This window comes from Colwellia sp. BRX9-1 (assembly GCF_014077195.1).
In the GTDB taxonomy this organism is placed as follows: Bacteria; Pseudomonadota; Gammaproteobacteria; order Enterobacterales; family Alteromonadaceae; genus Colwellia_A.
This window is the reverse complement of the sequence record NZ_JACGVM010000008.1, coordinates 108,040-133,690: the sequence shown is the minus strand read 5'-3', so window position 1 is coordinate 133,690 and position 25,651 is coordinate 108,040. Positions and strand designations below refer to the sequence as shown.

Here is a 25,651-nt window from a genome sequence, read left to right as displayed (position 1 = left end):
GGAATACTTATGAGCGAATCAGTATCAACAGAAAGCCCAAACGGGCCAGCAACTACACCTGAAGTTATAGAGACTAAAACCGCTATTTGGCGAGATTATTATGAAATCACTAAGCCTCGTGTAGTGGCACTCTTAGTGTTAACCGCTCTGGTGGGGATGTGTCTTTCTGTACCGGGTACCATTCCATGGCAAGTACTTATTCCTTCAATGGTGGGTATTGGCTTTTTATCATCAGCCGCCGCCGCGATAAATCACATTGTTGATGAACGAATTGACAGTATTATGGGGCGAACTTATAACCGGCCCGTTGCTACGGGACGTTTAACGCCGAGAAATGCGACTTTGTTTGCTATGTTTTTAGCGGTCAGTGGTTTTGCCATTTTATATAGCTTGGTTAATCCCTTAACGGCATGGCTTACTTTTGCAGGTTTGGTGGGTTACAGTTTTGTTTATACTATGTATTTGAAACGTGCTACGCCTCAAAATATCACGATAGGTGGCTTAGCTGGAGCCATACCCCCACTGTTAGGTTGGACAGCAATGACCAATGAAATACACCCTAATGCTTTGTTATTAGTGTTATTGATTTTTACTTGGACACCTCCTCATTTTTGGGCTTTAGCGATACATCGTAAAGATGAATATGCAAAAGTAAATATTCCCATGTTGCCGGTAACCCATGGGGTAAACTTTACAAAAACCCAAATTTTACTTTATACCGTGTTACTTTTTGTTGTTGGCTTGTTACCTTATTTAGTGGGAATGAGTAATTGGTTATATTTAATTGGCGCAGTAACATTGAATCTGATGTTTTTTGCTTACGCCTGGAAGCTTAAGTTTAATGCCGATGAGAATACGGCAATGGACACTTTTAAGTTTTCAATCGTACATTTAATGGGCTTGTTTATTATCCTATTACTTGACCATTATTTGTTACCTATGATACCAAGCTGATCAATTATCTGATTATTGTTAAGGGTAAGGACAAAGCTACTTCGATATAATATTTAGTAGTAGGATAACGACTTACTAAATTTTATATCCGGTATTTATCTATTTTTCCAGATGAAAAGTAGACCATTTAATCAGTCAAATGGTTATTGGATAAGACAAACGGAAATAATTAAATATGAACAAGTTGTTGTATGTCATTGTCGCCCTTGTTGCTGGTGCAGTAGGTTTTTTTGTCTTTCAAAAAGCGACAGTATTACCACAGCCCGAACATGCTTTATATTATCAGCAGGTTCGGGAAGTTAAGCCGTTTCAATTAACGAATCATCATAACCAAGCCTTTACCAAAGAACAATTAGCCAATAAATGGTCGTGGGTATTTCTAGGGTATACTTCTTGTCCTGATGTTTGCCCGACTACATTACAAGAACTAAACTTTGTTTATGACGATTTAAAAGCGATCAGTAAAGATACACAAATTTTGTTGGTTTCTGTTGATCCTAGTAGAGATACGCCAGAAAAATTAGCTCAGTATATAGCTTACTTTAATGAGGAGTTTATTGCGCTTACGGGTGACCATGGTGTGTTATTTCCGTTTGCTCGTAACCTTGGCATGATGTACGCGATTAACGAGCCTGAAGGCGATGAAGCCGACAATAATGGTTACTTAGTCGATCACAGTGCTTCTTTAGTGTTAATTAATCCACAGGGAGATATCGCGGCTATTTTTAAGCCTAGACAAGCCTTGGGTGTATTACCTACCATTGATGGCGAGAAACTGGTCAGTGATTTTGCAAAGATTGTAAAATTAGCTGAATAAAGGAAACTTGTCATCCTTAACTTTATGGGCTGACAAGTTTATTAAATCGCTATATTTGTTAAAGCGGATACCACTGCATACCTTCTTTTAAGACAAACCAAGGCTTTGAGTACCAATAATAACGTCCTGGCTCACTAATACTTGGCGCGGTACAGTTACAGCGAACACGGCCAATGGGCAAGGGCGCGCTATAATTAATGGTAAAGCTATTTTCTTCTTGCCATTCTATTTTTTGTCGACCTAAACCCGAAATATAACAGTTCAATTGTGCGGGAAGAAAATCTTCAACGACAACATCAAAAGTCACTGATTTTGATTGGTTATACTCGACAATAGTACTTGCATTCTCATTACGTAAAGTCATGTTAAAAGGTAAAGATTTTAATTTATCACGCAGACTAGATATTTGATCATAGGGTTTTGACGCAGGAAAACGTGGCACGCTTGTTAAATCTGTCGCTAAGCCTACGGCTCCTGATTGTTGTGAAAAAGCAATGAAATCGTTTTGTGCTACCCATTGTTGTACTGCCGGAGTGTACTCACCATAAGGGTAGGCAAAATAGCGCCAACTTTGTCCGGTTTTTTCTTTAATAATACTTTCAGCCTCTAATAATAGTTCAGTATGTTTCATTAGCCATTGCTGTTCGGTTAAACCTTCACTAATACGGGCCATAGAGTCATGTTCCATGCCATGGTTAGCTATAATAACGCCTTGATCAGCCATCGTTTTAAGTTGTTGCCAAGTAAGATAGTTACTCGAACCACGCTCAACAATGGCAGGGTTGATAAAAATCGTAAAAGGATAATTAAATTTGTCGAGAATAGGCTTACCATTGAGTAGAATATCAAGATAAGCATCATCAAAAGTTATTGCCACTGTTTTGTCAGTAATAGGTTGCTGTTTCTTGATAGAATTCATTAAATCTGAAAGCGCGATAACATTGAAATTGTTATCAGATAAATACTGCATATGAATTTGAAACTGTTCCGGTGAAATACTAGTACTTGCCGGTGTTTTGTCACTAACATGGTGATATTGTAAAATTACAGCGGCAAAGCTAGAAAAGTGAAAGCAAGATAGCAATAGTGCAGGTAATAAAAATTTCATGAGTGAAGCCCTTGTTTAGTCAGTCATAAAAATAGCGCGTTTTGCTTTCTTTTTATAGTAAATTTTCAGGTAATTTTTATATGGAATACTTTTTTGAACGTTAATACTATCAACCACCATAAACAACTATTCCTCATCGCCTTACCGATGATCTTTTCAAATATCACCATACCTCTTCTAGGCTTAGTTGATACTGCTGTTTTAGGACATTTAGACCAGGCCTATTACCTAGGTGGCAGTACAGTCGGGGCAATGATTATTACCTTTGTTACTTGGTTGTGTGGCTTTTTACGTATGTCGACTACAGGTCTTACCGCTCAGGCATTAGGTGAAGAAAACGCACAAAAAAGTTTATTGGTTCTGCTACGAGGTTTGTTAGTGGCTTGCTTAATTGGTGGTGCACTGATTTTGTTACAGTCTTTTTATCTTGATCTGAGCTTAGGTTTAGCCGGAGGATCTGAACAAATACAATTTTATGCTAAACAATATTGTGATATCCGTATTTGGGGTTTACCTGCTGCGTTATCAAATCTTGTTATATTAGGATGGTTGTTGGGCAATCATAAAGCTAAGGCTGTAATGTGGATATTGATCGTCACTAACTTAATTAACTTGTCGCTAGATCTATTGTTTGTCTTAGTGTTTGATTGGCAAGTGCAAGGGGTGGCATCAGCAACGTTAATTGCTGAATATTCAGGTGTTATTATAGGGTTGGCTTATATTATCTTTGCGCAACAGACAGGTAATCGACAACCCCTAAAAAGTATATTAATAAAAATGGTGGGTAAATTTACAGCTATCAGAGATCAGTTATTTGAGAAGTCAGCGCTGACCAATTACTTTCAACTTAATCGAGATATTCTTATTCGAACACTGTGCTTAGAGATTTGTTTTGTCTTTATTACTTTTCAAGGGGCTAGGTTAGGGGATGATGTTATTGCAACTAATGCCATTTTAATGAACTTTGTTTTGTTAATCTCATTTGGATTAGACGGCATTGCCAATGCAGCAGAAGTGCTAGTGGGTAAAGCACAAGGGCAAAAGAATCTTAAGCAGCGTAATTTTGTCGTTAAAATCGCTTTATTTTGGACAGGACTCTTTGCGCTCACTTATAGTGCACTCTTTGCCATAGCAGGTGATTTCTTGATTGGTTTACTAACCGATATTCCAGAGGTTGTTTTCTCGACCGAACAATATGTACATTGGATGATTATCTTACCTGTATTAGGCTGTTGGTGTTATTTATTTGATGGTGTTTTTGTTGGTCTAATGAAAGCCAAAGTGATGCGAAATAGCATGATAATTGCGACCTTTGGTTGCTTTTTTCCAATGTGGTGGCTATTACAAGGCTTTGGTAATCATGGGTTATGGGCTGCATTTAGTGTGTTTTTGCTGGTTCGAGGATTAAGCTTAGCTTGGCATTATTATCGCGTTATAGAAAAACAACCCATTAGTCTTTAATTTTTTTATTTGTCTGACGATCAAAAATATTGAGTAAACGATTAGCAAAGATCCCACTGTAACCCCAAGCAGAGGTTAACAGACCAACAGCTAAAAAAACAATGCCGGCGATTTGCCAATAATAATGGTAATAGTAACCGATAAAAATTAAGCAAGCGCCAATAGCAAAAAGACCAAGTCCGCGAGTAAAAAGCACTAAGCTTCTTTGCGGGTCTTGGCCTAATTTTTCAAGTATTGTTATCATTTTAAATTAATGAATAACTCAGCAGTCAGTATAGTTGTCAGGTTAACGAACAAATAACTTAATAGTAAGAATGATCACCACGTTCGTGTTCAGTCATATCACGAACACCTTTTATCTCGCCTGCCATTGTTTCGAGAAGTTGCTTTTCGATACCATCTTTTACAGTGACATCAATTTGACTACAACCATTACAGCCACCACCAAATTGTAGAATAGCGAAGCCGTCGTCAGTAATTTCCATTAACGTACACTCGCCACCATGGCCAGCTAACTGTGGATTAACTTCTGCTTTTAAGAAGTAGTCAACACGTTCGAATAATGGCGCATCGTCATTTACTTTTCTTAATTTAGCATTTGGCGCTTTTAAGGTTAATTGTGAACCCATTTGATCTGTGGTGAAATCTATTTCAGCATCTTCTAAGTACAGCTTACTGTCACCGTCAATATAAGCAGAGAAGTGTTCGAATTTCATTTCAATATCTTCAGGTTCTATCGCGTCAGCTGGGCAGTAAGACACGCCACACTCTGCACTAGCAGTACCTGGATTAACAACAAATACACGGATACTTGTGCCTTCTGCTTGTTGTTCTAATAATTTAGCGAAATGCGATTGTGCTGTTTCGGAAATATTGATCATCACGGTTATTACTCTCTTACACTTGTTACCAAAATTTCTCTAAAGTTTCTCACGGACCTTAGAGATTGAAAATATTAATACCTGACTAATTTAGTCAGGTATTAATATTTTACGCTGTTATCTACCTATACGCTAGTGAAATTATAGTTAATTGAAATAACAATATGATAAAAAGAGACAGTTATTCTGGTGTGTTTCGATAGATTTTGGTATTTTATTGTTATTGAATTCAAGGATATATTTTATGTTACCACGATTGTTTTTAGCCGTGCTGGTCGGTTTTTTTATTTTTTCACCATTGAGTTATGCGGCAAAAGTTACCGACTATTTACCAGCCGATCACACTTACAATCAAGCTATTCCAACCCCAGAAAGCTCATTAGGCTTTGGCATTGGCGAGCGACATATTCGTCATGATCAACTCCTCAACTACATCAAAGTATTAGCAAACAGCTCAGAGCGGATCACACTGACGGATATTGGACAGACCCAAGAACTACGCCAGCAAGTGCTATTGACGATTTCTTCTAAAGATAATTTAGCTAATTTGAGTAAAATATTGGCAAAAAGATCAGCCACGGGGAGCGCCGATGACATCAGTTCACCGTTAGTCATTTGGCTTGGCTACAGTGTACACGGTGATGAAATTAGTGGCGCTAATGCGGCAATGGCCGTGGCATATCATTTGGCGGCAAGTGAAAACACTGATATAAAACAAATGCTAGAAAATACCCTGATTGTTATTGAGCCAAGTATTAACCCTGATGGCATGGATAGATTTGTGCAATGGGCGAATATGCATCGCGGCAGCACACCTAATGCGGATCCTAATCATATCGAGCATCACCAAGGTTGGCTTACCGGTCGTACCAACCATTTTGGTTTTGATCTTAACCGTGACTGGTTATTACTCGCACAAAAAGAAAGTCAACATAGATTAGCGTATTTTCACCAATATCAGCCTCATGTATTAGGCGATTTTCATGAGATGAGTGCCAATGGCAGTTACTTTTTTCAGCCAGGCATTCCAACGCGTACTCACCCATTAACGCCAAGTGCCAATACAGAAATGACACAACTTTTAGCAACCTATCATGCGAAGGCACTTGATAAAAATGATCGCCTTTATTACAGCCAAGAAAATTTCGATGACTTTTATTACGGGAAAGGCTCTACTTACCCAGACATTAACGGTGGAGTCGGTGTTTTATTCGAACAAGCAAGTAGCCGAGGTATGCAACAAAACAGTGATAATGGCTTATTAACCTTTGAGTTTGGTATTCAAAATCACGTATTAACTTCACTCTCGACCATTGAGGGGGCATGGAAAAATAAGACCAAGCTATTGAGTTACCAGAAAAACTTTTATAAAGAGTCAGAAAAATTGGCTGATCAAGAAAGCTTTAGTGGCTACTTATTACATGAAACACATGATTCTTATCGCCTCAACGTCCTACTTGATAAATTAAAACAACATCAGATTAAGGTCTATCCGCTGACTGAAGATTTTCGTTTAGCTGGCGTTGTTTATGCTAAAGAACATAGCTTCTATGTGCCATTAGACCAGCGTCAGTATCGAGTTATTCAAGCGTTATTTTCGCAGCAAACTCAGTTCGAAGACAATACCTTTTATGATGTTTCGGGTTGGACAATGCCACTGGCAATGGATATAGACTTTTATCGGGTTGGTCGTACTTGGGGACTAAAACTGGCAGATAATGCTTGGGAGAAGCCAACAAATATAGCGGATAACAGTGGTATTGAGCAACAGGCGTATGCCTACGCATTTGAGTGGCATCATTTTTTAGCACCCAAATTACTCAATGACTTACTTAATAAAGGTATTAAAGCAAAGGTTGCTACAAAAACGTTTTCGTCACGATTTAAACTTGATGGAAAAATGGTTAATAAAGATTTTGCGCGAGGCAGTATTATTATTCCTGCGGGCATACAAACGCAATTAAATTGGCGTGATATTGTCACGCAAAGTAGTCAAAAAATTGATATACCTATTAATAGCTTGTCGACGGGATTAACCGTTAAAGGTATCGATATAGGTAGTGGCTCTTTCCGGTTATTATCGCCAGTAAAGGTTTTAATGCTTGGTGGTAAAGGCGTTTCTCAATACGAGAGTGCAGAGATGTTATTTTATCTTGACGATACCCTGTCAATCCCTGTAACGGTTGTAGAGCAGCAGCGTTTAGCAAAAATTGAGTTAAGTGGTTATAGTCATATTATTATGGTTGATGGCAAATACGATTCTCTTGGACAAGATGATGTCGATAAAATAGCGGCATGGACAAAAAGTGGTGGTGTTATTTTTGGGCAGAAACGAGCAGCTAAATTTTTATCAGAATATGAATTACTGGCGATGAACTTCGTTACTACTAATGAAATCAACCAGTTATTTGATACGGATAATGTACGCTACCAAGACAAAGAAAAACTGGCTGGGCGTAAACGTATTGCTGGCGCGATTTTTGAGTCAACACTCGATATCTCGCATCCGTTAGCTTATGGTTATACGGATAACCGTTTACCGTTATTTCGCAACAGTACATTAATTTTGCAACATAGTTCAAAGCCGTTTATCTCAGTGGCGAAATATAATGCACGGCCATTATTGAGCGGTTATGCTGATAAAAACATGGTCAATCGAGTGGCAAATTCTTCAGCTATAGTCGCCCATAATTATGGTAATGGGCGAGTGATTGCCAGTACTGACAATTTAGCTTTTCGTGGCTATTGGTTAGGCAGTTCAAAGCTAATAGCGAACAGCTTATTTTTTGCTAAAGCATTTAACGCTTCTACTACTCATTAATAATTTGTTGAAAGATGAAAAGATTTAAATTGTGTAAAGCTAACACCGTATAAGTTAACTTTTATTGAATTTTGTTATTAGGTAAAGATAAACAAAGGCTTAATACGGTAACTTTTTTAACGCCATTAGCTTTCAATAAACGACAAATTTCATTACACGTTGAGCCTGTTGTTACCACATCATCAAGGAGCAATACGTGTTCAGGTAAACGTGATTGTTGATCGCTTTTATTGACTAAATATTCGCTTGACAGTTTAAAGGCATGGCGTAAATTTTTACGGCGAATAACACCGGTTTGACCCGCTTGGCTTTTATCGTGACTAATACGCTGCAATGCATCTGGACAATAGGGCATTTGTGCAAGGCGGGCAAAATCTTCTGCCAATAAATGCGCTTGATTAAAGCCTCGCGTTTGCCATTTTTTCATGTGTATTGGTACGGACAATAGTAAGGGTTGATGGGGACAATGCGTATAAGGTTTATTTTCATACGGTAAGGCGTTTTTCCATTGTTTAAATAATAAAACACTCAGTAAAGGGACTAATTCAAAACGGCCGTGATACTTTAGTTGCCTGACCCATAAGTCTATGGGCCATTGGTAAGCTGATACTGAGATTAACTGATCAAAAATTCTTTTAGGTAATATAGTATTTATCGCTGGCCAGGTTAATAAATCACCGTGTAATTTTTTTAAATCAAAAAGTGGTAAATCAGCCAAGCAAAAATCACAAATAAGCGCTTGGCTTTGACAGCGACCACCACATAAGTCACAACAACTTAATTGTGTTGTAAACAACTTTAAACGATCAATAAAGTTAAATGATTTTTGTTTTAAATATTGAATAAATTTTACGTGGTTAAATTCCATTTAATACCTTCTTTAAGTAAACTGTCGTTAACTTCGTGTAATAAAAATTAACGGTAATACCCTCTATTATGAGCATGGCAGAAACTTTAAAAATATCGAGTCAAGGGTGCGGACTTCCGCTAGTTTTTATTCATGGCTGGGGATTAAACTCAGGCGTTTGGCAACCGAGTGTCGAGGTATTAAAAGAGCACTTTGAAGTGATCACTGTCGATTTACCTGGTTTTGGTGCCAATTTAGAACACTCAATATCTCCTTATACTTTAGCTGAAGTTGCATCATTAATAGCGCAATCTGTAGCAAAACCTGCGGTATATATAGGTTGGTCGTTAGGTGGTTTGATTGCCAGTGAAATAGCATTAAATTTTCCAAAGCAAGTGAAAGCATTAATCACGGTCGCTAGCTCGCCTTGTTTTGTTGAGCAAGAGAACTGGTTTGGCATTAAGCCAGATGTTTTAGCGATATTTCATCGACAACTAGCAGAAGATACCGCCAAGACGATTAATAACTTTTTAAAAGTTCAGGCGATGGGCAGCCCTCATTTACGTCATGATATTAAATTGCTACGAGAACTCGTTATGCAGTTTCCAATGCCAACCAAATCAACTTTAGATGAGTCGCTGCAATTATTGACAACCGTTGATCAGCGCGAAAGTCTCGCCCAAATATCGATACCCTACTTGCGGTTATACGGAAAGCTTGACGGCTTAGTGCCGCGCAAGGCAATTACAGCTATTACTGCATTATCACCTAACAGTGATGTTGTTATTTTTGAACAGGCATCACATGCACCTTTTATTTCTCACCCGGAGGCGTTTATCGAAACACTAACGACTTGGCTAGCCCCTTTAGTTGAAGGTACTTATCGATAAATCGATCCTTTACTTTTTAGTCGTATTGTATGATAATTGAACAAAGATGTTGCAGGGTTAAATAGCAAAAACTGAGTACTTAAGCCGATTACTTAAGCTAAGTATTTAAATTAAATATGTAAATTAAGTCTGTAAATTTAGTATTTACTTATTTGTACATTGTTATTCTGTTAATAGGTATAGAGGAGTTTGTTATGGAAATACAATCAGCATTAACAAGTGGTCTACAAGGCTTTCAAAAAGCGCAAGGCGATGTAACAGAAGCTGCAGCAGATATTGCGGCTAACTTAGCTGTTAGTCCTGAAGATTTTGGTATTGGCCAAGAAAACAATACTGATAATGCACCTAGCCCAGATACAGCTAGTAAGAATGCTAGTTCAGCAGAATTACCAGACCTTACCAAAGCCGTTGTCGATTTAAAAGTTGCAGAATTTCAAGCGAAAGCGTCCGCCGATGTTATTCAAACAGCTGATGAAACTTTAGGCACGCTATTAGACGTTCGAGCATAACCGATGAACATCACGCCGCAAACGCCTACTCTGTCTATTCCTACTGCGGTTAATCCGCAAACGGATAGCTTGCGTCGTGAAAATAATATCCGCGAAGTTATTGCAAAACCAGCGGCCTCAAACCAGTCTCCAGCAGAAAAAGGGGTAGCTTCTGACAGAGAAAGAGGCAGAACCCCTGCACAGAATAATGAAAATTTTGATTTTGAAAGCATCCGCAAGCAGGCGGAATCAGCAACAAAAACGATTAGCGGTGATAGTAATCGCGAGAGTGGTTCATCAGAGCAACAATCTTCAGCTGAGACTTTTCTAGCAAACGAAAATGCTATTGAAGATGATAGTGAAAATGGTCAAAATTCAGCAAGCTCCCCTGATGGCAAACCGGCTCCTAACAGTCGAGAAGCTTTTACCGAACAAAGAATTATTAATGAGCTACAACTAAGAGATCAAGAAGTACGTGCTCATGAATTGGCACATGCTTCTGTCGGTGGCGCATCAACGGGCTCACCTTCATATACTTTTGAAATGGGTCCAGACGGAAAGAAATATGCTGTTGGTGGTGAAGTTTCAGTAGACCTTTCTACGGTTAATGGCGATCCAAGAGCAACCATAACTAAAATGCAAAAGGTCTATGCCGCCGCACTAGCACCTGCCGATCCATCAATTCAAGACACCCGTGTTGCAGCTTCAGCGTCGCGAGCTATTTTACAAGCGCAAACAGAGCTGGCCGCGATTAGTTCAGCAGACACCAGTGAAGCAAAAAATGTAACCGTCCAAGGTAAGTCTCGTGATGTCTTTTCAGCAGAAGAAAATCAAGAAACAGAAGATTTTGATACACTAGTTAATCGCACGTTAGCGTCTCAGGACGAAATTATAGCTAACCGTGATAGTTCTGTTGATGAGCGAGCTTTAAGAATTGAAAGCCTCTATGCTGGCATTACTCAAGCTTATGAAAAAGAACCCAGTTTTCATTTCCAATTAACGGCCTAAAACCTCTTAAGCCTAAACCTCTTAAGTTATTGCGCTATAAAGAAAAAGCCTCATTATTAATAAATAATGAGGCTTTTTATTGTGCTTGTATCATTAAGCTAAAGTGATATTAATGATTGTCAGCTAAATACCGTAATTCTCACGGTATTTATTAATACTCGCTAAACTTGTCGCTAATGCAGGTTGCAAAGCAAGGTTCTCTTCAAGGTAAGTAACCACGTCAGCTAGGGTAACAATGGCAATAACTTCTGTACCAAAGTCACGTTCAACTTCTTGAATAGCAGATAATTCACCTTGGCCTTTTTCTTGGCGGTCAAGAGCGATTAATACACCAGACAATTGAGCGCCATGGGCCTTAATAATTTCCATTGATTCACGAATAGCAGTGCCGGCAGTAATAACGTCGTCCACTAACATTATCTTACCTTGTAAAGGAGAGCCAACTAAGCTGCCACCTTCACCGTGAGTTTTTGCTTCCTTACGGTTAAAACAATAAGGCATGTCCATACCGTGATGATCAGCTAATGCTACTGCAGTGGTGGTTGCAATTGGTATGCCCTTATAAGCTGGACCGAAAAGCAAATCAAACGCGATAGTAGAATCAACGAGTGCTTGTGCGTAAAAACGACCTAAGCGTGCTAAATCACCGCCGGTATTAAATAAACCCGCATTAAAAAAGTATGGACTTGTACGGCCTGACTTCAAAGTGAATTCACCAAAGCGAAGTACTTCTTTCGCTAGAGCAAATTCAATAAATTCACGTTGATAATCTTTCATCTTTATTCCCACTTTAATCAGAGTATTTAGCTAAGGGCTAACTTTTGTAAATCAAATAATTCGTTAATACTATCTTTTGCTAACGCTAGCATATTGTGCATTTCATCAAAACTAAACGGCGCTTCTTCTGCTGTGCCTTGAATTTCAATCAATTTGCCTGTGTCTGTCATAACGACATTCATATCGGTATCGGCAGCAGAATCTTCTGGGTAATCAAGATCCGAAACGGCTTCACCTTTATAAATACCAACAGAAACTGCTGCTATCATATGCTTTAATGGATTAGTTTTAATAATATCTTTAGCGCGCATATAATTTAAAGCATCGACTAATGCGACACAAGCACCGGTAATGGAAGCAGTACGTGTACCGCCATCAGCTTGTATAACATCGCAATCGACGCTAATGGTATTTTCACCTAGGGCTTTCAAATCGACAGCTGCGCGCAATGCACGAGCGATTAAACGAGATATTTCCAACGTACGACCACTTTGTTTGCCGTTAGCTGCTTCTCTGCGCATACGGGTGTGGGTAGAGCGAGGTAACATGCCATACTCTGCTGTGATCCAACCTTTACCTTGTCCTTTTAAAAAACGTGGTACACCGACTTCTACTGAGGCAGTACAAATAACTTTGGTGTCGCCAAATTCAATTAATACTGAACCTTCAGCATGAGTAGTAAATTGACGAGTAATGGTTACAGGACGTATTTGACCTGGAGTTCTGCCGCTTGGACGCATGTTAATATACCTATGGTGAAATAATTGTTGCGCATTATAATCGTTCAGCAACAAATTTGACATAATCACGTGAAAACAATTTGAAATATAGTTAATCTAATTAGGGTCTAGTTAGCAGTACTTTACAATATCCTAATTTATATTGAGCCTACTTATGAAAAGCTTTGTTGTGTTAATGCTTGTTACTTTCGCTTCTTTTTTGTTAATAACACCCGCCTCAGCCATTAACGCTGATGATTTACCTAAATACAGTAAAGTCTATGATGAAAAAAGTGATCCCTTTAAAGATGCGAATGCGGCAATAAAGCTAGCTCAAAAAACTCAGCGTAATGTGCTAATTGAAATTGGTGGCAACTGGTGCAGTTGGTGTAAAAAAATGGATGTTTTTTTGGCTGAAAACCCTGAGGTTTATCAGAAGCTCCATAGTGAGTTTGTCTTGTTAAAAATAAGCGTCAGTGACAGTAATGAAAATGAAGCGTTTATGAAATCGTTACCACCCGTTTTAGGCTATCCTCATATGTACGTATCAACAAGTAGCGGTAAAATGCTTTTATCAAAAGATACTGCCGAATTACTCGTTGGTGAACAATATTCTAAAGAGCAGTGGTTAGCCTTTCTTAATAAATGGCAAAGCAGTGAGACAAAAGGATAAATCAATGTCAGGTACAGCATTAAATAAAATCAACAGCTTCTTTGATAAAAATTATCAAACACCATCTTGGTTATCACATAAGTTTTCTCGTCGTAAATTATTAAAATCAGCGGCGGGAGCAACGGCAATCTCTGCACTTCCTGCGGTAGCGTTCAGTCAACATGAAAAAGATAAAGTGTTTGAGACTTTGCAGGCAGAGCCTTGGTTAACCTTGAATGCCGTGCTTGATCATCTCTTACCAGAATCAAGTAGTGGTCCAAGCGCCAAAGAGTTACAAGTCGTTATTTATTTATATAACGTTGTTTATCAGCAACCCACTGAAAAAAGTGAAATTGACTTTATTTTTAAAGGTGTCGGTTGGTTAAATGGTTATACACAAAACCAATTACAAAAAAACTTTACTGAGTTAAGCAAAGTCGAAAAAGAAACTATGTTACGAGGGATCAGTGGCTCGAGAGCGGGCGAAAACTGGCTCAATAATCTACTGGGTTATATTTTTGAAGCTATGTTATCGCCACCTGCTTATGGCGGTAATCCAAAAGGTACTGGTTGGCAATGGCTAGAGCATCAAGCGGGCTTTCCATTACCTGAAGCGGGTCAACGTTATTTCGAGTTACCCAAACGTTCGGTGACCAGCGACAAAAGTGCCAACAACATTATTCAATCAAAAGACTTATTAGCAAATAAAAAGTGGTCGACAGTTAAAGGAAGTAACAAAGCATGAGTTTTGATATTTGCATAGTTGGTAGTGGTGCAGGGGCCTCACCTGTCGCTTATACATTAGCGAAAGCTGGCGCTAAAGTATTAATACTGGAAAAAGGTCCGTGGTTAACCGAGAAAGAATTTTTCAAAGATGAATTAGCGATTAGTTTACGTGATTCTTATAATCCCAAACTGGCTGATGAACAGCATGTTATTGAAGAAGAATATCAAACCGCTGACGGAGAAAACTATTGGCAAGGCGAGCCAACAAGTGAGTCGGGCTGGAGCTTCTGGAACGGTAATGTTGTCGGTGGTTCATCTAACTTTATGAGCGGTTATTTTCATCGATTAAAGCCGGTAGATTTTAAGTTAAAGTCAACCTTTGGTGATATTGAAGGCGCTAATATTGTCGATTGGCCGATCAGTTACCACGAGCTTGAAACTTTTTATGCGCAAGTAGAACGAGATGTTGGTGTCTCGGGGAAAGTTGTTTCACACCCTCATCAAGAACCACGCTCAACCGATTTCCCATACCCGCCATTAGTTGATCATCAAGTATCAGACTGGATTGACAAAGCAGCAAAAAATATTGGCTATCACTCATTGCCAGTACCTCGTGCCATCTTATCGACTCCAGCCATGGGACGAAAAAGTTGCGAGTATTCAGGGTATTGTAGTAGCTATGGTTGTTCAACCGGTGCCAAAGGTAGTGGTCGAGCTGCTTTGTTAAACCATGCCGTGGCAACGGGAAATTTAACCATTAAAGCGAATGCTAAGGTTTATCATATAGCGAGTGATGATGAAGGTAAAATATCTGCCATCCATTATTACGACTCACAAGGTCGAGAACAAAAAGCCACAGCAAAAATTTATGTTGTTGCTTGTCAAGCGGTTGAAACATCACGTTTATTGCTGGCTTCCAAAGGGAAAAAATTCCCACAAGGGCTTGCGAACAATAGCGGACAAGTGGGTAAGAATTTAGTGTTTAGTGGTGGAGGTACAGGTAAAGGGGACTTTTTATTTGCTGATTTAACAACGCAAAAGCAAGCTCAATTAAAGCAAGTTGGCCCTTTTATAAATCGTGCTTTACAAGACTGGTATCAAATTGACGATAAAAGCTTCTCTGGTGCTAATCAACAAGGTCAAGCGAAAGGCGGCACCATAGACTTTCTCTTTTATCAAAACCCTATTGCTCGTGCACAAGGGCAACAATTCAATGATGCAAATGAGTTAGTGTGGGGCGAGCAATTACAGAAAAACTTAAAAGAAGAATTTACCACTTATAAAACCTTACGTTTTGAAGTCTTTAATGACTGGTTACCCACCGACGATTGTTTTGTTAGTTTAGACCCAGAAGTCACTGATAAATGGGGGCAAGCAGTCGCCAAGGTAAGAATTGGTGCACACCAACATGATAGGGTGGTTGGAGAGTATCTAGCGGAGAAAGGCAAGAAGTTGCTGGAAAGTATGGGCGCAAAAAATATTACTAGCTCTGTTAGCAGCTACCCGCCAACAAACTTAATGGCAGGAGGTTGCCGGTTCGGTAATGACCCCAAAACATCGGTATTGAATAAATACTGTCAAGCCCATGAAGTCAATAATTTATATGTTACTGATGGCTCATTTATGCCCACAGGCGGTAGTGTTCCCTACACGTTTACCATTTATGCCAATGCATTTCGAGTTGCAGAGCATATTAAACACCGTTGGCAAGAGTCTATCATTTAGCCATTGTTATTGGGGGGAGTGTTGTGAGGAGATAAAAGCATACCCTCACAACAGTTTATTGATTAGGTTTTAACGAGACATCAATTTTCTAAGGCTAATCGACGAGTCTGATCTGAATTCGCTATAGCCACGTATTACTGCACAGTTTAATTATAACTTGGTGTAATAAATTGCTAATCAAAGCGAATGTTATTATTACACTTAATTCGTTTGTCCGATAACGAGGAGTAATACAGTATTGTTAGCACATAAACCATTAGGGGTGATATTTGATCTCGACAACACCTTGGTCTCTTCATCTTTAGATTTTGACAGTATAAGAGCTTCCTTGGGGTGTCCAAAAGGCATCGATTTATTAGATTTTATTGATGCTTTACCAGAACATCATCAAGTTGAAGCTCATGAGGTGATAGTAGAATATGAAATAAATGATGCTATGACAGCAAATAAGTTGGCGGGAACCGACCAAATTTTAACTTTATTAGCTGAGTTGTCTTTACCTTGTGCGATTGTTACCAGAAATTGTCGACAAGCAGCGACGATAAAAGTAAAAAACAATAATATCGATATTGAGATATTACTGACCCGAGAAGATCACAAAGCCAAACCAGCTCCTGATGCGTTACTACATTTAGCCGAGCTTTGGCAGATAGCCCCTGAAAATTTATTGTATGTCGGTGATTATTTATATGACTTGCAAGCGGCGCGAAATGCTAACACCATGTCTTGTCTTATCAATTATGGTATAACAGCAAGCTATGAAAATTTGGCAGATGTTGTCGTTCTCGACCTTAATGAATTAAGCGAGACAATTAAGCAAGTATCGATTGTAGAACATGCATAATGGAATTATCTGCAGTGTATGTTCTTTACTGCAGATTTTCATGCACATTAAATCGTTAATTACTTATTTTCAAGTAATGCTGTTAGGCATGATACTTGTTCGCTCAATACGGTAACTTGCCTTTCTAGATCTGCTACTCTTTGCTCCAGACGAGGCTGATTTTCAGATGAACTATCGTCTATATCGACAATGTTAGTATCAGCTAATTGATTTTCATGGGTATCAGAAAGTAAATGAACGTAGCGAGAATCACGTTTGCCAGGCTCTCGCGCTAGCTTTTTGACTAATATCTTACTGTTTAAATTTTGCAATTGATGCAAAGTCGTTTCAACTTCACTGACATCGGTAAAGTCAGCTAAACGATTGGTACGAGTTCTTAACTCTCCCGGGGTTTGCGGCCCTCTTAGTAATAACACACAAATAATGGCTTTTTGCTGGCGTGTAAATTTTAAATGACCAAACTCAGTATCACAAAAACGATGAAAATATTTATTTACCCTTACCGAAGCTTTTCTATCTACCATTAATTGATTCATTTCTACCAATTCATCGACTAAGTTTTGCACATCACTTTCAGAAAAATTCGTTACCGGCTCACGGTTACTTTTTTGATTACAGCCTAGGGTAATACCATTTAATGAGAGTGGATATTGCTCAGGTGTTGTGATTTCTTTCTCAAGCATTACACCAATAATGCGGCATTGGTTGGCGGATAGTGTGATCATTTTTAAAGTTTCCTGACAAAAGTCTTTGCTAATGTTATACCAAGCTATGTCTATATTTACTATGTTAAGTTGTTTTATCAGTCATAAAAAAAGCCATAGTTTGCTATGGCTTTTAAAAGAATCAAACCTACTTAATACCTATTCGATATTCGCGATCTGCTCACGCATTTGCTCGATAAGTACTTTTAGTTCGACAGCTGCATTGGTGATATCAACATTAATCGATTTAGATCCTAAGGTATTCGCTTCACGATTAAATTCTTGCATCATAAAATCTAGGCGACGACCTTGTGCACCACCTTTTGTTAGGATGCTTCTTGTCTCTTTTACATGGCTAAATAGGCGATCAATTTCTTCGTCAACATCCATTTTTTGCGCAAGTAACACTAGCTCTTGTTCAACTCGGCTTGAATCAAGCTCAATTTTGGCGTCGGTGAATTTATCGGTGATCCGCTTACGCTGCCATGCAATGATTTCAGGCATAAATGCTTTTACTTTGTCTGACTGCTCAACAATACCTTCAAGGCGTTGTTCAATTAATACTTTTAAGTTTTCTCCCTCACTTGCCCGAGCATCAATAAAGTCTTTTAGCGCTTGTTCAAATCCTTCCAAAATTTCTTTTTGAATGTTGGTCATATCGGCTTCTTCAGCTTCCATGACACCAGGCCAGCGCATAATTTCTAAAGGATTTAATTGACTATTAAGTGTTTGTTCGTTTATCCAACCTGCGTGCTGTAACAGTTGTTCAGCTAAGCCTTTATTAAGTGATAAATTGTTTTTTGCTGATGGGTTAGCATTGAAACGCAAGCTGCACTCTACTTTGCCACGATTTAATTGTTTACGAAATCGCTCGCGCAATGCCGGTTCAATGCTACGAAATTGTTCTGGTAAACGGAAGTAAGTTTCCAAAAATCGTTGATTTACAGATCGAATTTCCCAAACTGCATTACCCCAATCACCTTTCACTTCAAAGCGAGAAAAAGCCGTCATACTATGGATCATATTGTTATCCGTTTACTGAATCTAAAAATTAAGGTAATTATGCCAAACGCGTAATCAGGTAGCTACTATATTTTATACGCTTAAAGAATGAATTTTTATTTATACTAGGGTTAATCTAATTTCCATTTTTCTTTAATTTTTGCAAGTTGACCTGTGGTTACTAGTTGTTGAAATGCCGTTTGGTATTTTTTTATCAATGTTGGTGACGTATCAAGACTAAAGGCAATACTGAGTTTGTTATTTAAAGCGGCTACTTCGTTTAACCTTTGTAACTCATTAAAATCATAGCCCAGATTTTTAGCTCTGGTTTCTATGGTGATTTGTGTGGCAAGTATTAGGTCAACTCTATCAATAAATAGCATATTCATGGTTTGTCGCTCGTTAGCAAGTTGGTAAATATTGGAGAAGTCTTGAGCGATTAAATATTGTGCTGAATTAGAATTTCTAGAAACAGCGATCTTACGGTTTTTTAATGCGGAGACTTTATAGTTAGTTTTAGGGTAATGTTTTTTTAATCCCCAAAAATATAAGCGCTCTTCTTTAAGGGCACCGATCCAATGAAATTTTTTATTTCTAAGCTTTGTATGTGCAATAGAGTAAATTAAAACATTAGGGTTATGAAGTGCAACGTCGTATGCCCTTGCCCAAGGCATTACCTGAATCTTAGGATGGTCTTCAGTTATTTTAAATAAAGCTTCAACGACATCGGTAGAAAAACCACCTAAGCTACCATCCGGGTTTTTAATTTGATAAGGCTCTAGAAGCTCGGTAACAACTTCAATGACTTCAGCTTTGCCATTAAACGGTACCAATAAAAGGAAAAAAGTTATTATTAAAATGGTGAGATAATTGTTAAATAATTTGATCATATATATTTTAAGTATCCGTAATATACTCGGTAGCAATACTATTTATAAACCTTAACCAAGATTTTTATTTTTATTAATATAGCTCATTTTATTTGAATGGGTGGTTATATTATTAAATTTAGGCATAAAAAAAGCAGCCTAAGCTGCTTTTTAAAATAAACGCTAGATATAGGTTAACTTAGCACAAAGTCTAAAATACCTATTGCTGCTTTGCGGCCCTGATCAACAGCTGTAACAACAAGGTCTGAACCTAGCACCATATCACCACCGGCAAAAATATTTTGTTTAGTGGTTTGTAATGCAAATTCGCTATTATCAGCGGCTAACACCAGTCCACGTTTATCTATTTCAACACCGGCATCTTTCATCCATTGTGGTGGACTAGGTAAGAAACCAAAAGCAATAACGACGGCGTCAGCTTCCATAATAAACTCACTACCCGCTATCGGTTCAGGGCTTCTTCTGCCTTTCGCATCCGCAGCGCCTAGTTGAGTTTTTACAAATTTAACACCACAGGCATTACCTTCTTTATCAACAGCAATATCAAGAGGTTGTATGTTAAATTGAAAGTTAACACCTTCTTCTTTAGCATTTTGAACCTCACGTGGTGAACCCGGCATATTGGCTTCGTCACGACGATAAGCACAGGTTACTTCGGTAGCACTTTGACGAATTGAGGTACGTACACAATCCATTGCCGTATCACCACCACCGAGTACAATGACTTTCTTATTTTCAAAACTAATAAAAGGTTTAGCATTTTCAGTAATTTTCATTAAGTTTTGTGTATTACCGATTAAGAAATCGAGTGCGGTATAAACACCAGCAGCGCCTTCGTGTTCAAAGCCACCTGTCATATCTGTGTAGGTACCGAGCGCTAAAAATACCGCGTCGTACTCTTCACTTAATGAATCAATGGTAATATCAACACCGACATTGACATTTAATCTAAATTCAATACCCATGCCTTCAAAGATTTCACGACGCGTTTGAATAACATCTTTTTCTAGTTTGAATGATGGAATACCAAAAGTGAGCAAGCCACCTATTTGAGCATGTTTGTCGTAAACAACAGCGTCGATACCATTACGTGTTAGTACGTCAGCACAAGATAAACCTGCAGGGCCAGCACCAATAACAGCAACACGTTTGTTCACTTTTACTACGTCTGATAAGTCAGGTTTCCACCCTTGTGCAAAGGCAGTGTCGGTAATATATTTTTCGATATTACCAATAGTAACCGCACCAAAATCTTCGTTTAATGTACAGGCAGACTCACAGAGTCTATCTTGTGGACAAACACGGCCACACATTTCTGGTAAGCTATTTGTTTGATGACATAAGTCAGCAGCTTCAAAAATCTTACCTTCGGTAACCAACTCTAACCATTGTGGAATATAATTGTGAACAGGGCATTGCCACTCACAATAAGGATTACCACAATCTAAACAACGATCTGCTTGGCCAGCACTTTGGTCAGTACTCAATGGCTGATAGATTTCAACAAAATTTATTTTACGTTGTTCAATCGCTTTTTTAGGCGGATCGATGCGTTTAACATCGATAAACTGATAAACATTTTTACTCATACTGTTTTCCCTTAATTCGCATTCTCGACACGACTACTGTGCTTGAACGCGAAGTTCAGCAGATGAACGACTACGATGACCTAATAAGGTTTTAACATCGGTTGCCGTAGGTTTAACTAATTTAAATCGTGGTGCGTAAGCATCAAAGTCAGCTAATATTTCTTGAGCGCGTGCACTACCTGTTTCATCAAAATGTTGGTTAATAATACCGCGTAAATGTTCTTGATGAATAGTCAGATCACTTATTGGTAATAATTCGATAGATTCGCTATTTAAGCGGACATCTAAATCACCTGATTCATCAAACACATAAGCAAAACCACCTGTCATACCGGCACCAAAGTTTACACCAACTTGCCCAAGAATGGTCACTATGCCACCCGTCATGTATTCACAAGCATGATCACCAGTGCCTTCAATTACAGCATGAGCACCCGAGTTACGCACCGCAAAGCGCTCACCCGCACGGCCACAGCCATAAAGTCTGCCACCGGTTGCGCCATATAAACAAGTATTACCCATAATCATGGTTTTATGACTTAAATACTCAACACCTTTAGGTGGCTTGATGGTTAGCTTACCGCCAGTCATTCCTTTACCAACGTAATCATTGGCATCACCGGTCAGGGTCATTTCTAAGCCACCGGCATTCCAAACACCAAAACTTTGGCCAGCTGTGCCATTAAGATAAATTTTAATAGGAGATGACGCCATCCCTTGGTCACCATGATGACGAGCAATTTCACCCGATAATGATGCACCGACAGAACGATCAGTGTTTTGTATAGAAAAACGGAACTCACCGCCTGCGCTATGCGAAACAGCATCAGTACAAGCCGCCAATATTTCTTTATTTAATACGCCTTTGTCAAAGGGCTCATTTCCTTCTGTTTGATAAAGAGCCGTATCAGCACCTGCTACAACAGGCGCAATAATAGGTGATAAATCTAATTTTTGCTGCTTAGCTGTTAAACCTGTCAATTGAACGAGTAGGTCGGTTCGACCAATTATCGCTGTTAAGCTTTCGACTCCTAAACGGGCTAAAATTTCACGTACCTCTTGGGCAATAAACTTAAAGTAGTTCATTACTTGCTCAGGTAAACCTTTAAAGAATTTTTCACGTAAAACATCGTCTTGTGTTGCAACACCTGTAGCACAATTATTTAAATGACAGATACGTAAGAATTTACAGCCCAGAGTGACCATAGGCGCGGTACCAAAACCAAAGCTTTCTGCGCCTAAAATTGCCGCTTTAACAATATCGATACCAGTTTTTAATCCGCCGTCAACTTGTAAACGTACTTTATGACGCAAACCGTTAGTCACTAATGACTGGTGTGCTTCGGCTAAACCTAACTCCCATGGACAACCGGCATACTTAACCGAACTCAATGGACTAGCTGCAGTACCGCCGTCGTAACCTGAAATGGTAATAAAATCGGCGTAAGCTTTAGCAACACCAGAAGCAATAGTGCCAACACCAGGTCCTGAAACCAGTTTTACTGAAATAACCGCTTTAGGGTTAACTTGTTTTAAATCGAAAATAAGCTGAGCTAAATCTTCAATTGAATAAATATCATGATGTGGTGGTGGAGAAATCAAGGTCACACCGGGTACTGAAAAGCGCAACTTAGCAATTAACGGTGAAACCTTATCACCGGGTAATTGACCACCTTCGCCGGGTTTTGCACCTTGAGCGACTTTTATTTGTAGTACATCGGCATTAACTAAGTAATGCGGTGTCACCCCAAATCGGCCAGAAGCAATTTGTTTGATACGTGAATTTTTTACGGTACCAAAGCGGCGTTCGTCTTCACCCCCTTCACCTGAATTTGAATAACCGCCTAAACGATTCATGGCAATTGCCAATGCTTCATGAGCTTCAGGGCTTAATGCACCAATAGACATAGCGGCACTATCAAAGCGTTTAAACATTTCAGTATCAGGTTCTACTTTGCTAATATCTATGGCTTGGGTATCTTCTTTAAAGCCCAATAAATCACGTAACGTTGCCACTGGGCGATTATTTACTTGATCGGCAAACAGGCGGTAATCTGCATAATCGCCAGATTGAACTGCTTTTTGTAAGTAAGTTACGACATCAGGGTTATAAGCGTGGTATTCACCGCCATGTACATACTTAAGTAAGCCGCCGTGATTGACTTTTTGATGAGCTAAAAAGGCTTTACGAGCAAGATTAATATTGTCTTGTTCTATGTCTGAAAAATCAGCGCCTTGAATACGACTTGGTAGATCAGGGAAGCATATTTGCATGATATTTTGATGCAAACCAATCACTTCAAACAAACCTGCACAACGGTAGCTGGCGATTGTTGAAATACCCATCTTAGATAATATTTTCAACAAGCCTTTATTAATGCCATCACGATAGTTCATTACAGCTTGACGCGCCGTTAACTCAATTTGTCCTTGTTCAACTAATTGCTCAATTGTCTCAAAAGCAAGGTAAGGATAAACAGCGGTAGCGCCTAAACCTAGTAACACAGCAAAGTGATGTGAATCTCTTGCCGATGCCGTTTCAACAATTATATTTGAGTCACAACGTAATTGTGTTTCAACTAAGCGTTGTTGTACTGCGCCAACTGCCATCGCTGCAGGTATAGGTAAAAACCCTTTATCAATTTGACGGTCTGAAAGTATTAAAATAACGGTGTTTTTATCACGAACTAATGTTTCGGCTTCATCACATAAACGAATAATAGCCGCTTCTAAACCTTCTTCTGTGCGGTAATTTAAGTTCAGTGTGTCGCTGCGGTAATGCTCAGGGGCAAGTTCACGTAGCTGCTTTAATCCGGTATACATTAAGATAGGTGTTGCAAACAAAATTCTGTCGGCATGGCCTGTTGTTTCGTTAAAAACATTATGTTCACGACCAATGCAGGTACCCAGCGACATAACATAGCGTTCACGTAATGGATCTATGGGGGGATTTGTTACCTGAGCAAATTGCTGGCGGAAATAATCATAAATTGTACGAGGTTGGCTTGAAAGTACTGCCATAGGGGTGTCATCGCCCATAGAACCCGTTGCTTCCATGCCATTTTCAGCCAATGTTTTCACAATTTGATGAATTTCTTCGTAACTGTAATTAAACATTTTATGGTATTGCGATAGGCCTTTATCATCAAAAATACGCTTACCAATAAGTTCGGCATCGAGTTGATGAAAGGGCACTAAACGGCGGATGTTTTTATCCAACCATTCACGGTAAGGATGGCGAACTTTTAGTTCTTCATCAATATCGGTAGAAGTAAATATTTTGCCGGTGTAAGTATCAATGGCAAGCATTTCACCTGGGCCAACACGACCTTTCTCGACCACTTCATCTTCACCGTAATCCCAAATACCTACTTCAGAGGCAAGGGTGATAAAACCATCACGAGTAATAACATAACGAGCAGGACGCAAGCCGTTTCTGTCTAAATTACAGGCAACATGGCGACCATTGGTAACCACAACGCCGGCTGGGCCGTCCCATGGTTCCATATGCATAGAATTAAATTCGTAAAACGCTTTTAAGTCTTCATCCATTAACGGACTATTTTGCCAAGCAGGTGGCATTAATAAACGCATACCTCGGTATAAATCCATACCGCCAGCAAGGAATAATTCAAGCATGTTATCTAGTGATGATGAGTCAGAACCACTTTCATTAACAAAGGGCGCAGCATCTTGAAGATCGGGTAATAAAGGTGATTTAAAGATGTGGGTACGGGCACGACTCCACTGTCGGTTACCTTTAATTGTATTAATTTCACCGTTATGAGCCAAATAACGAAAAGGCTGTGCTAAATGCCATTGTGGAGAAGTATTGGTTGAAAAACGTTGATGAAAAACACAAATGGCCGTTTGCATGCGAATATCAGCAAGGTCTAAATAAAAGTTAGGTAAGTCTACCGGCATCATTAAGCCTTTATAGATAGTTACCAAGCACGACAAACTTGCCACATAAAAAACGCTATCTTCAATGCGTTTTTCTGCACGACGACGTGCCATAAATAAACGGCGTTCTAAATCTCGATTTCTCCAGCCCGGAGGAGCATCAACAAAAACCTGCTCTATTTGCGGCATGTTATTGACAGCCGTTTCACCTAGCATAGAAGTATCAGTAGGCACTATGCGCCAGCCAATAAGTGTTAGGGTTTCACGCGCTAACTCTTCTTCAAGAATCTTTTTACTTAAAGCGGCTTGAATAGGGTCAGGATTGAGGAAAATCATACCTACAGCGTATTTTTTGCCAAGCTTCCAGTTGTTTTCTTCGGCAATAGCTCGAAAGAAGGTATCAGGTTTTTGCATCAACAAGCCACAACCGTCACCTGTTTTACCATCAGCAGCAATACCGCCACGATGTTGCATGCGATCAAGGGCATGAATTGCCGTTTTTACTAGTTTATGACTTGCTTCACCTTGTTGGTGAGCAATTAAGCCGAATCCGCAGTTGTCTTTTTGAACGCTGTGATCGTAAAGCATGATGTTATTTTCTCCTCAGGAAATAACCACTTGAGCACAGAGAACATGTTAAAGGAATAAAGTTATACAAATAATGCATAAATACTCTGTTTTCACTCAGGTGGAACCCTTCACATTAAACACTTATCGATAAAAGGTCAATCAAAATAGAGTATTTGCTCGTAGTTTTTGTACATTAGTGTAACTATATGTTTTTATTGGTTATTGCTTGTGTAGGTTGGTTTTGTTGATTTAATCGCCTATTTTTTAAGCTGTTA

General features: G+C 39.0%; 22 protein-coding genes. 11 read left to right on the top strand and 11 right to left on the bottom strand.

Features of this window, described 5'->3' with window-relative positions; genetic code table 11:
- Positions 1-9: 9 nt before the first annotated feature.
- Both cyoE and H4J76_RS09920 read left to right on the top strand, forming a co-directional pair.
- Entirely contained in the window at positions 10-954 is a 945-nt protein-coding gene (gene cyoE / locus H4J76_RS09925; RefSeq protein WP_182214456.1) for a heme o synthase, read from the top strand.
- A 175-nt stretch (positions 955-1,129) separates the two neighbouring features.
- Positions 1,130-1,771: an SCO family protein gene (locus tag H4J76_RS09920; protein ID WP_182214454.1), complete on the top strand. Its 642-nt coding sequence runs from the start codon at positions 1,130-1,132 to the stop codon at positions 1,769-1,771.
- A gap of 58 nt (positions 1,772-1,829) precedes the next feature.
- Here H4J76_RS09920 and H4J76_RS09915 read toward each other — a convergent pair whose 3' ends face one another.
- A complete protein-coding gene (locus tag H4J76_RS09915; protein ID WP_182214452.1) occupies positions 1,830-2,879 on the bottom strand; it encodes a polysaccharide deacetylase family protein in 1,050 nt (349 codons plus the stop codon).
- Between the two features lie 93 nt (positions 2,880-2,972).
- Between H4J76_RS09915 and H4J76_RS09910 the strand changes: the two genes are divergently transcribed.
- A complete protein-coding gene (locus tag H4J76_RS09910) occupies positions 2,973-4,340 on the top strand; it encodes an MATE family efflux transporter (RefSeq protein WP_310733554.1) in 1,368 nt (455 codons plus the stop codon).
- Here H4J76_RS09910 and H4J76_RS09905 read toward each other — a convergent pair.
- On the bottom strand, positions 4,330-4,584 hold the full coding sequence (locus H4J76_RS09905) for a hypothetical protein (protein WP_182214451.1): 255 nt from the start codon (positions 4,582-4,584) through the stop codon (positions 4,330-4,332). The two genes, H4J76_RS09910 and H4J76_RS09905, sit on opposite strands and share 11 nt — an antisense overlap.
- 58 nt (positions 4,585-4,642) lie before the next feature.
- A complete protein-coding gene (gene nfuA / locus H4J76_RS09900) occupies positions 4,643-5,221 on the bottom strand; it encodes a Fe-S biogenesis protein NfuA (protein ID WP_070375496.1) in 579 nt (192 codons plus the stop codon).
- A 244-nt stretch (positions 5,222-5,465) separates the two neighbouring features.
- Here nfuA and H4J76_RS09895 point away from each other — a divergent pair, with 244 nt between their 5' ends.
- The gene (locus tag H4J76_RS09895) at positions 5,466-8,042 is read left to right on the top strand and encodes a M14 family zinc carboxypeptidase (protein ID WP_182214449.1); all 2,577 of its coding nucleotides are present in this window, start codon (positions 5,466-5,468) and stop codon (positions 8,040-8,042) included.
- A gap of 61 nt (positions 8,043-8,103) precedes the next feature.
- On the opposite strand, the gene H4J76_RS09890 is transcribed toward H4J76_RS09895, so the two are convergent.
- Complete coding sequence (locus H4J76_RS09890; RefSeq protein ID WP_182214447.1) at positions 8,104-8,910, bottom strand: ComF family protein; 807 nt, start codon at positions 8,908-8,910, stop codon at positions 8,104-8,106.
- 68 nt (positions 8,911-8,978) lie between these two features.
- Here H4J76_RS09890 and bioH point away from each other — a divergent pair, with 68 nt between their 5' ends.
- From bioH to H4J76_RS09875, 3 genes are all read left to right on the top strand, one after another.
- Positions 8,979-9,779 (top strand): pimeloyl-ACP methyl ester esterase BioH, encoded by an 801-nt coding sequence (gene bioH, locus H4J76_RS09885; RefSeq protein WP_220465216.1) that lies wholly within the window; start codon positions 8,979-8,981, stop codon positions 9,777-9,779.
- A gap of 194 nt (positions 9,780-9,973) precedes the next feature.
- Positions 9,974-10,288 carry a hypothetical protein gene (locus tag H4J76_RS09880; protein WP_182214446.1) on the top strand — a complete coding sequence of 105 codons (315 nt, stop codon included), beginning with the start codon at positions 9,974-9,976 and terminating at the stop codon, positions 10,286-10,288.
- Positions 10,289-10,291: 3 nt separating this feature from the next.
- Complete coding sequence (locus H4J76_RS09875; protein WP_182214444.1) at positions 10,292-11,275, top strand: putative metalloprotease CJM1_0395 family protein; 984 nt, start codon at positions 10,292-10,294, stop codon at positions 11,273-11,275.
- A 123-nt stretch (positions 11,276-11,398) separates the two neighbouring features.
- On the opposite strand, the gene pyrE is transcribed toward H4J76_RS09875, so the two are convergent.
- Positions 11,399-12,052, bottom strand: a complete 654-nt coding sequence (gene pyrE / locus H4J76_RS09870) for an orotate phosphoribosyltransferase (protein WP_182214442.1) — start codon at positions 12,050-12,052, stop codon at positions 11,399-11,401.
- 26 nt (positions 12,053-12,078) lie between these two features.
- Positions 12,079-12,792, bottom strand: a complete 714-nt coding sequence (rph, locus tag H4J76_RS09865) for a ribonuclease PH (RefSeq protein WP_070375502.1) — start codon at positions 12,790-12,792, stop codon at positions 12,079-12,081.
- A gap of 154 nt (positions 12,793-12,946) precedes the next feature.
- Between rph and H4J76_RS09860 the strand changes: the two genes are divergently transcribed.
- The 4 genes from H4J76_RS09860 (at position 12,947) to H4J76_RS09845 (ending at position 16,718) form a co-directional block, all read left to right on the top strand.
- A complete protein-coding gene (locus tag H4J76_RS09860) occupies positions 12,947-13,444 on the top strand; it encodes a thioredoxin family protein (protein ID WP_083277985.1) in 498 nt (165 codons plus the stop codon).
- A 4-nt stretch (positions 13,445-13,448) separates the two neighbouring features.
- The gene (locus tag H4J76_RS09855; RefSeq protein WP_182214440.1) at positions 13,449-14,168 is read left to right on the top strand and encodes a gluconate 2-dehydrogenase subunit 3 family protein; all 720 of its coding nucleotides are present in this window, start codon (positions 13,449-13,451) and stop codon (positions 14,166-14,168) included.
- A complete protein-coding gene (locus H4J76_RS09850) occupies positions 14,165-15,874 on the top strand; it encodes a GMC family oxidoreductase (RefSeq protein ID WP_182214438.1) in 1,710 nt (569 codons plus the stop codon). The genes H4J76_RS09855 and H4J76_RS09850 overlap by 4 nt, the downstream gene beginning before the upstream one ends.
- Positions 15,875-16,112: 238 nt before the next feature.
- The gene (locus H4J76_RS09845; RefSeq protein WP_182230513.1) at positions 16,113-16,718 is read left to right on the top strand and encodes an HAD family hydrolase; all 606 of its coding nucleotides are present in this window, start codon (positions 16,113-16,115) and stop codon (positions 16,716-16,718) included.
- Positions 16,719-16,777: 59 nt separating this feature from the next.
- Here the strand turns inward: H4J76_RS09845 and H4J76_RS09840 are convergent, their stop codons facing one another.
- The 5 genes from H4J76_RS09840 to gltB all read right to left on the bottom strand — a co-directional run bounded on the left by H4J76_RS09840 (position 16,778) and on the right by gltB (position 25,397).
- On the bottom strand, positions 16,778-17,443 hold the full coding sequence (locus H4J76_RS09840; RefSeq protein WP_070375507.1) for a YceH family protein: 666 nt from the start codon (positions 17,441-17,443) through the stop codon (positions 16,778-16,780).
- Positions 17,444-17,581: 138 nt separating this feature from the next.
- Positions 17,582-18,445, bottom strand: a complete 864-nt coding sequence (locus H4J76_RS09835) for a YicC/YloC family endoribonuclease (RefSeq protein WP_182214435.1) — start codon at positions 18,443-18,445, stop codon at positions 17,582-17,584.
- 110 nt (positions 18,446-18,555) lie between these two features.
- Positions 18,556-19,314, bottom strand: a complete 759-nt coding sequence (locus tag H4J76_RS09830; protein ID WP_182214433.1) for an ABC transporter substrate-binding protein — start codon at positions 19,312-19,314, stop codon at positions 18,556-18,558.
- A 173-nt stretch (positions 19,315-19,487) separates the two neighbouring features.
- Positions 19,488-20,903 (bottom strand): FAD-dependent oxidoreductase, encoded by a 1,416-nt coding sequence (locus tag H4J76_RS09825; protein ID WP_182214432.1) that lies wholly within the window; start codon positions 20,901-20,903, stop codon positions 19,488-19,490.
- A gap of 33 nt (positions 20,904-20,936) precedes the next feature.
- Positions 20,937-25,397, bottom strand: a complete 4,461-nt coding sequence (gene gltB / locus H4J76_RS09820) for a glutamate synthase large subunit (protein ID WP_182214605.1) — start codon at positions 25,395-25,397, stop codon at positions 20,937-20,939.
- Positions 25,398-25,651 lie beyond the last annotated feature (254 nt).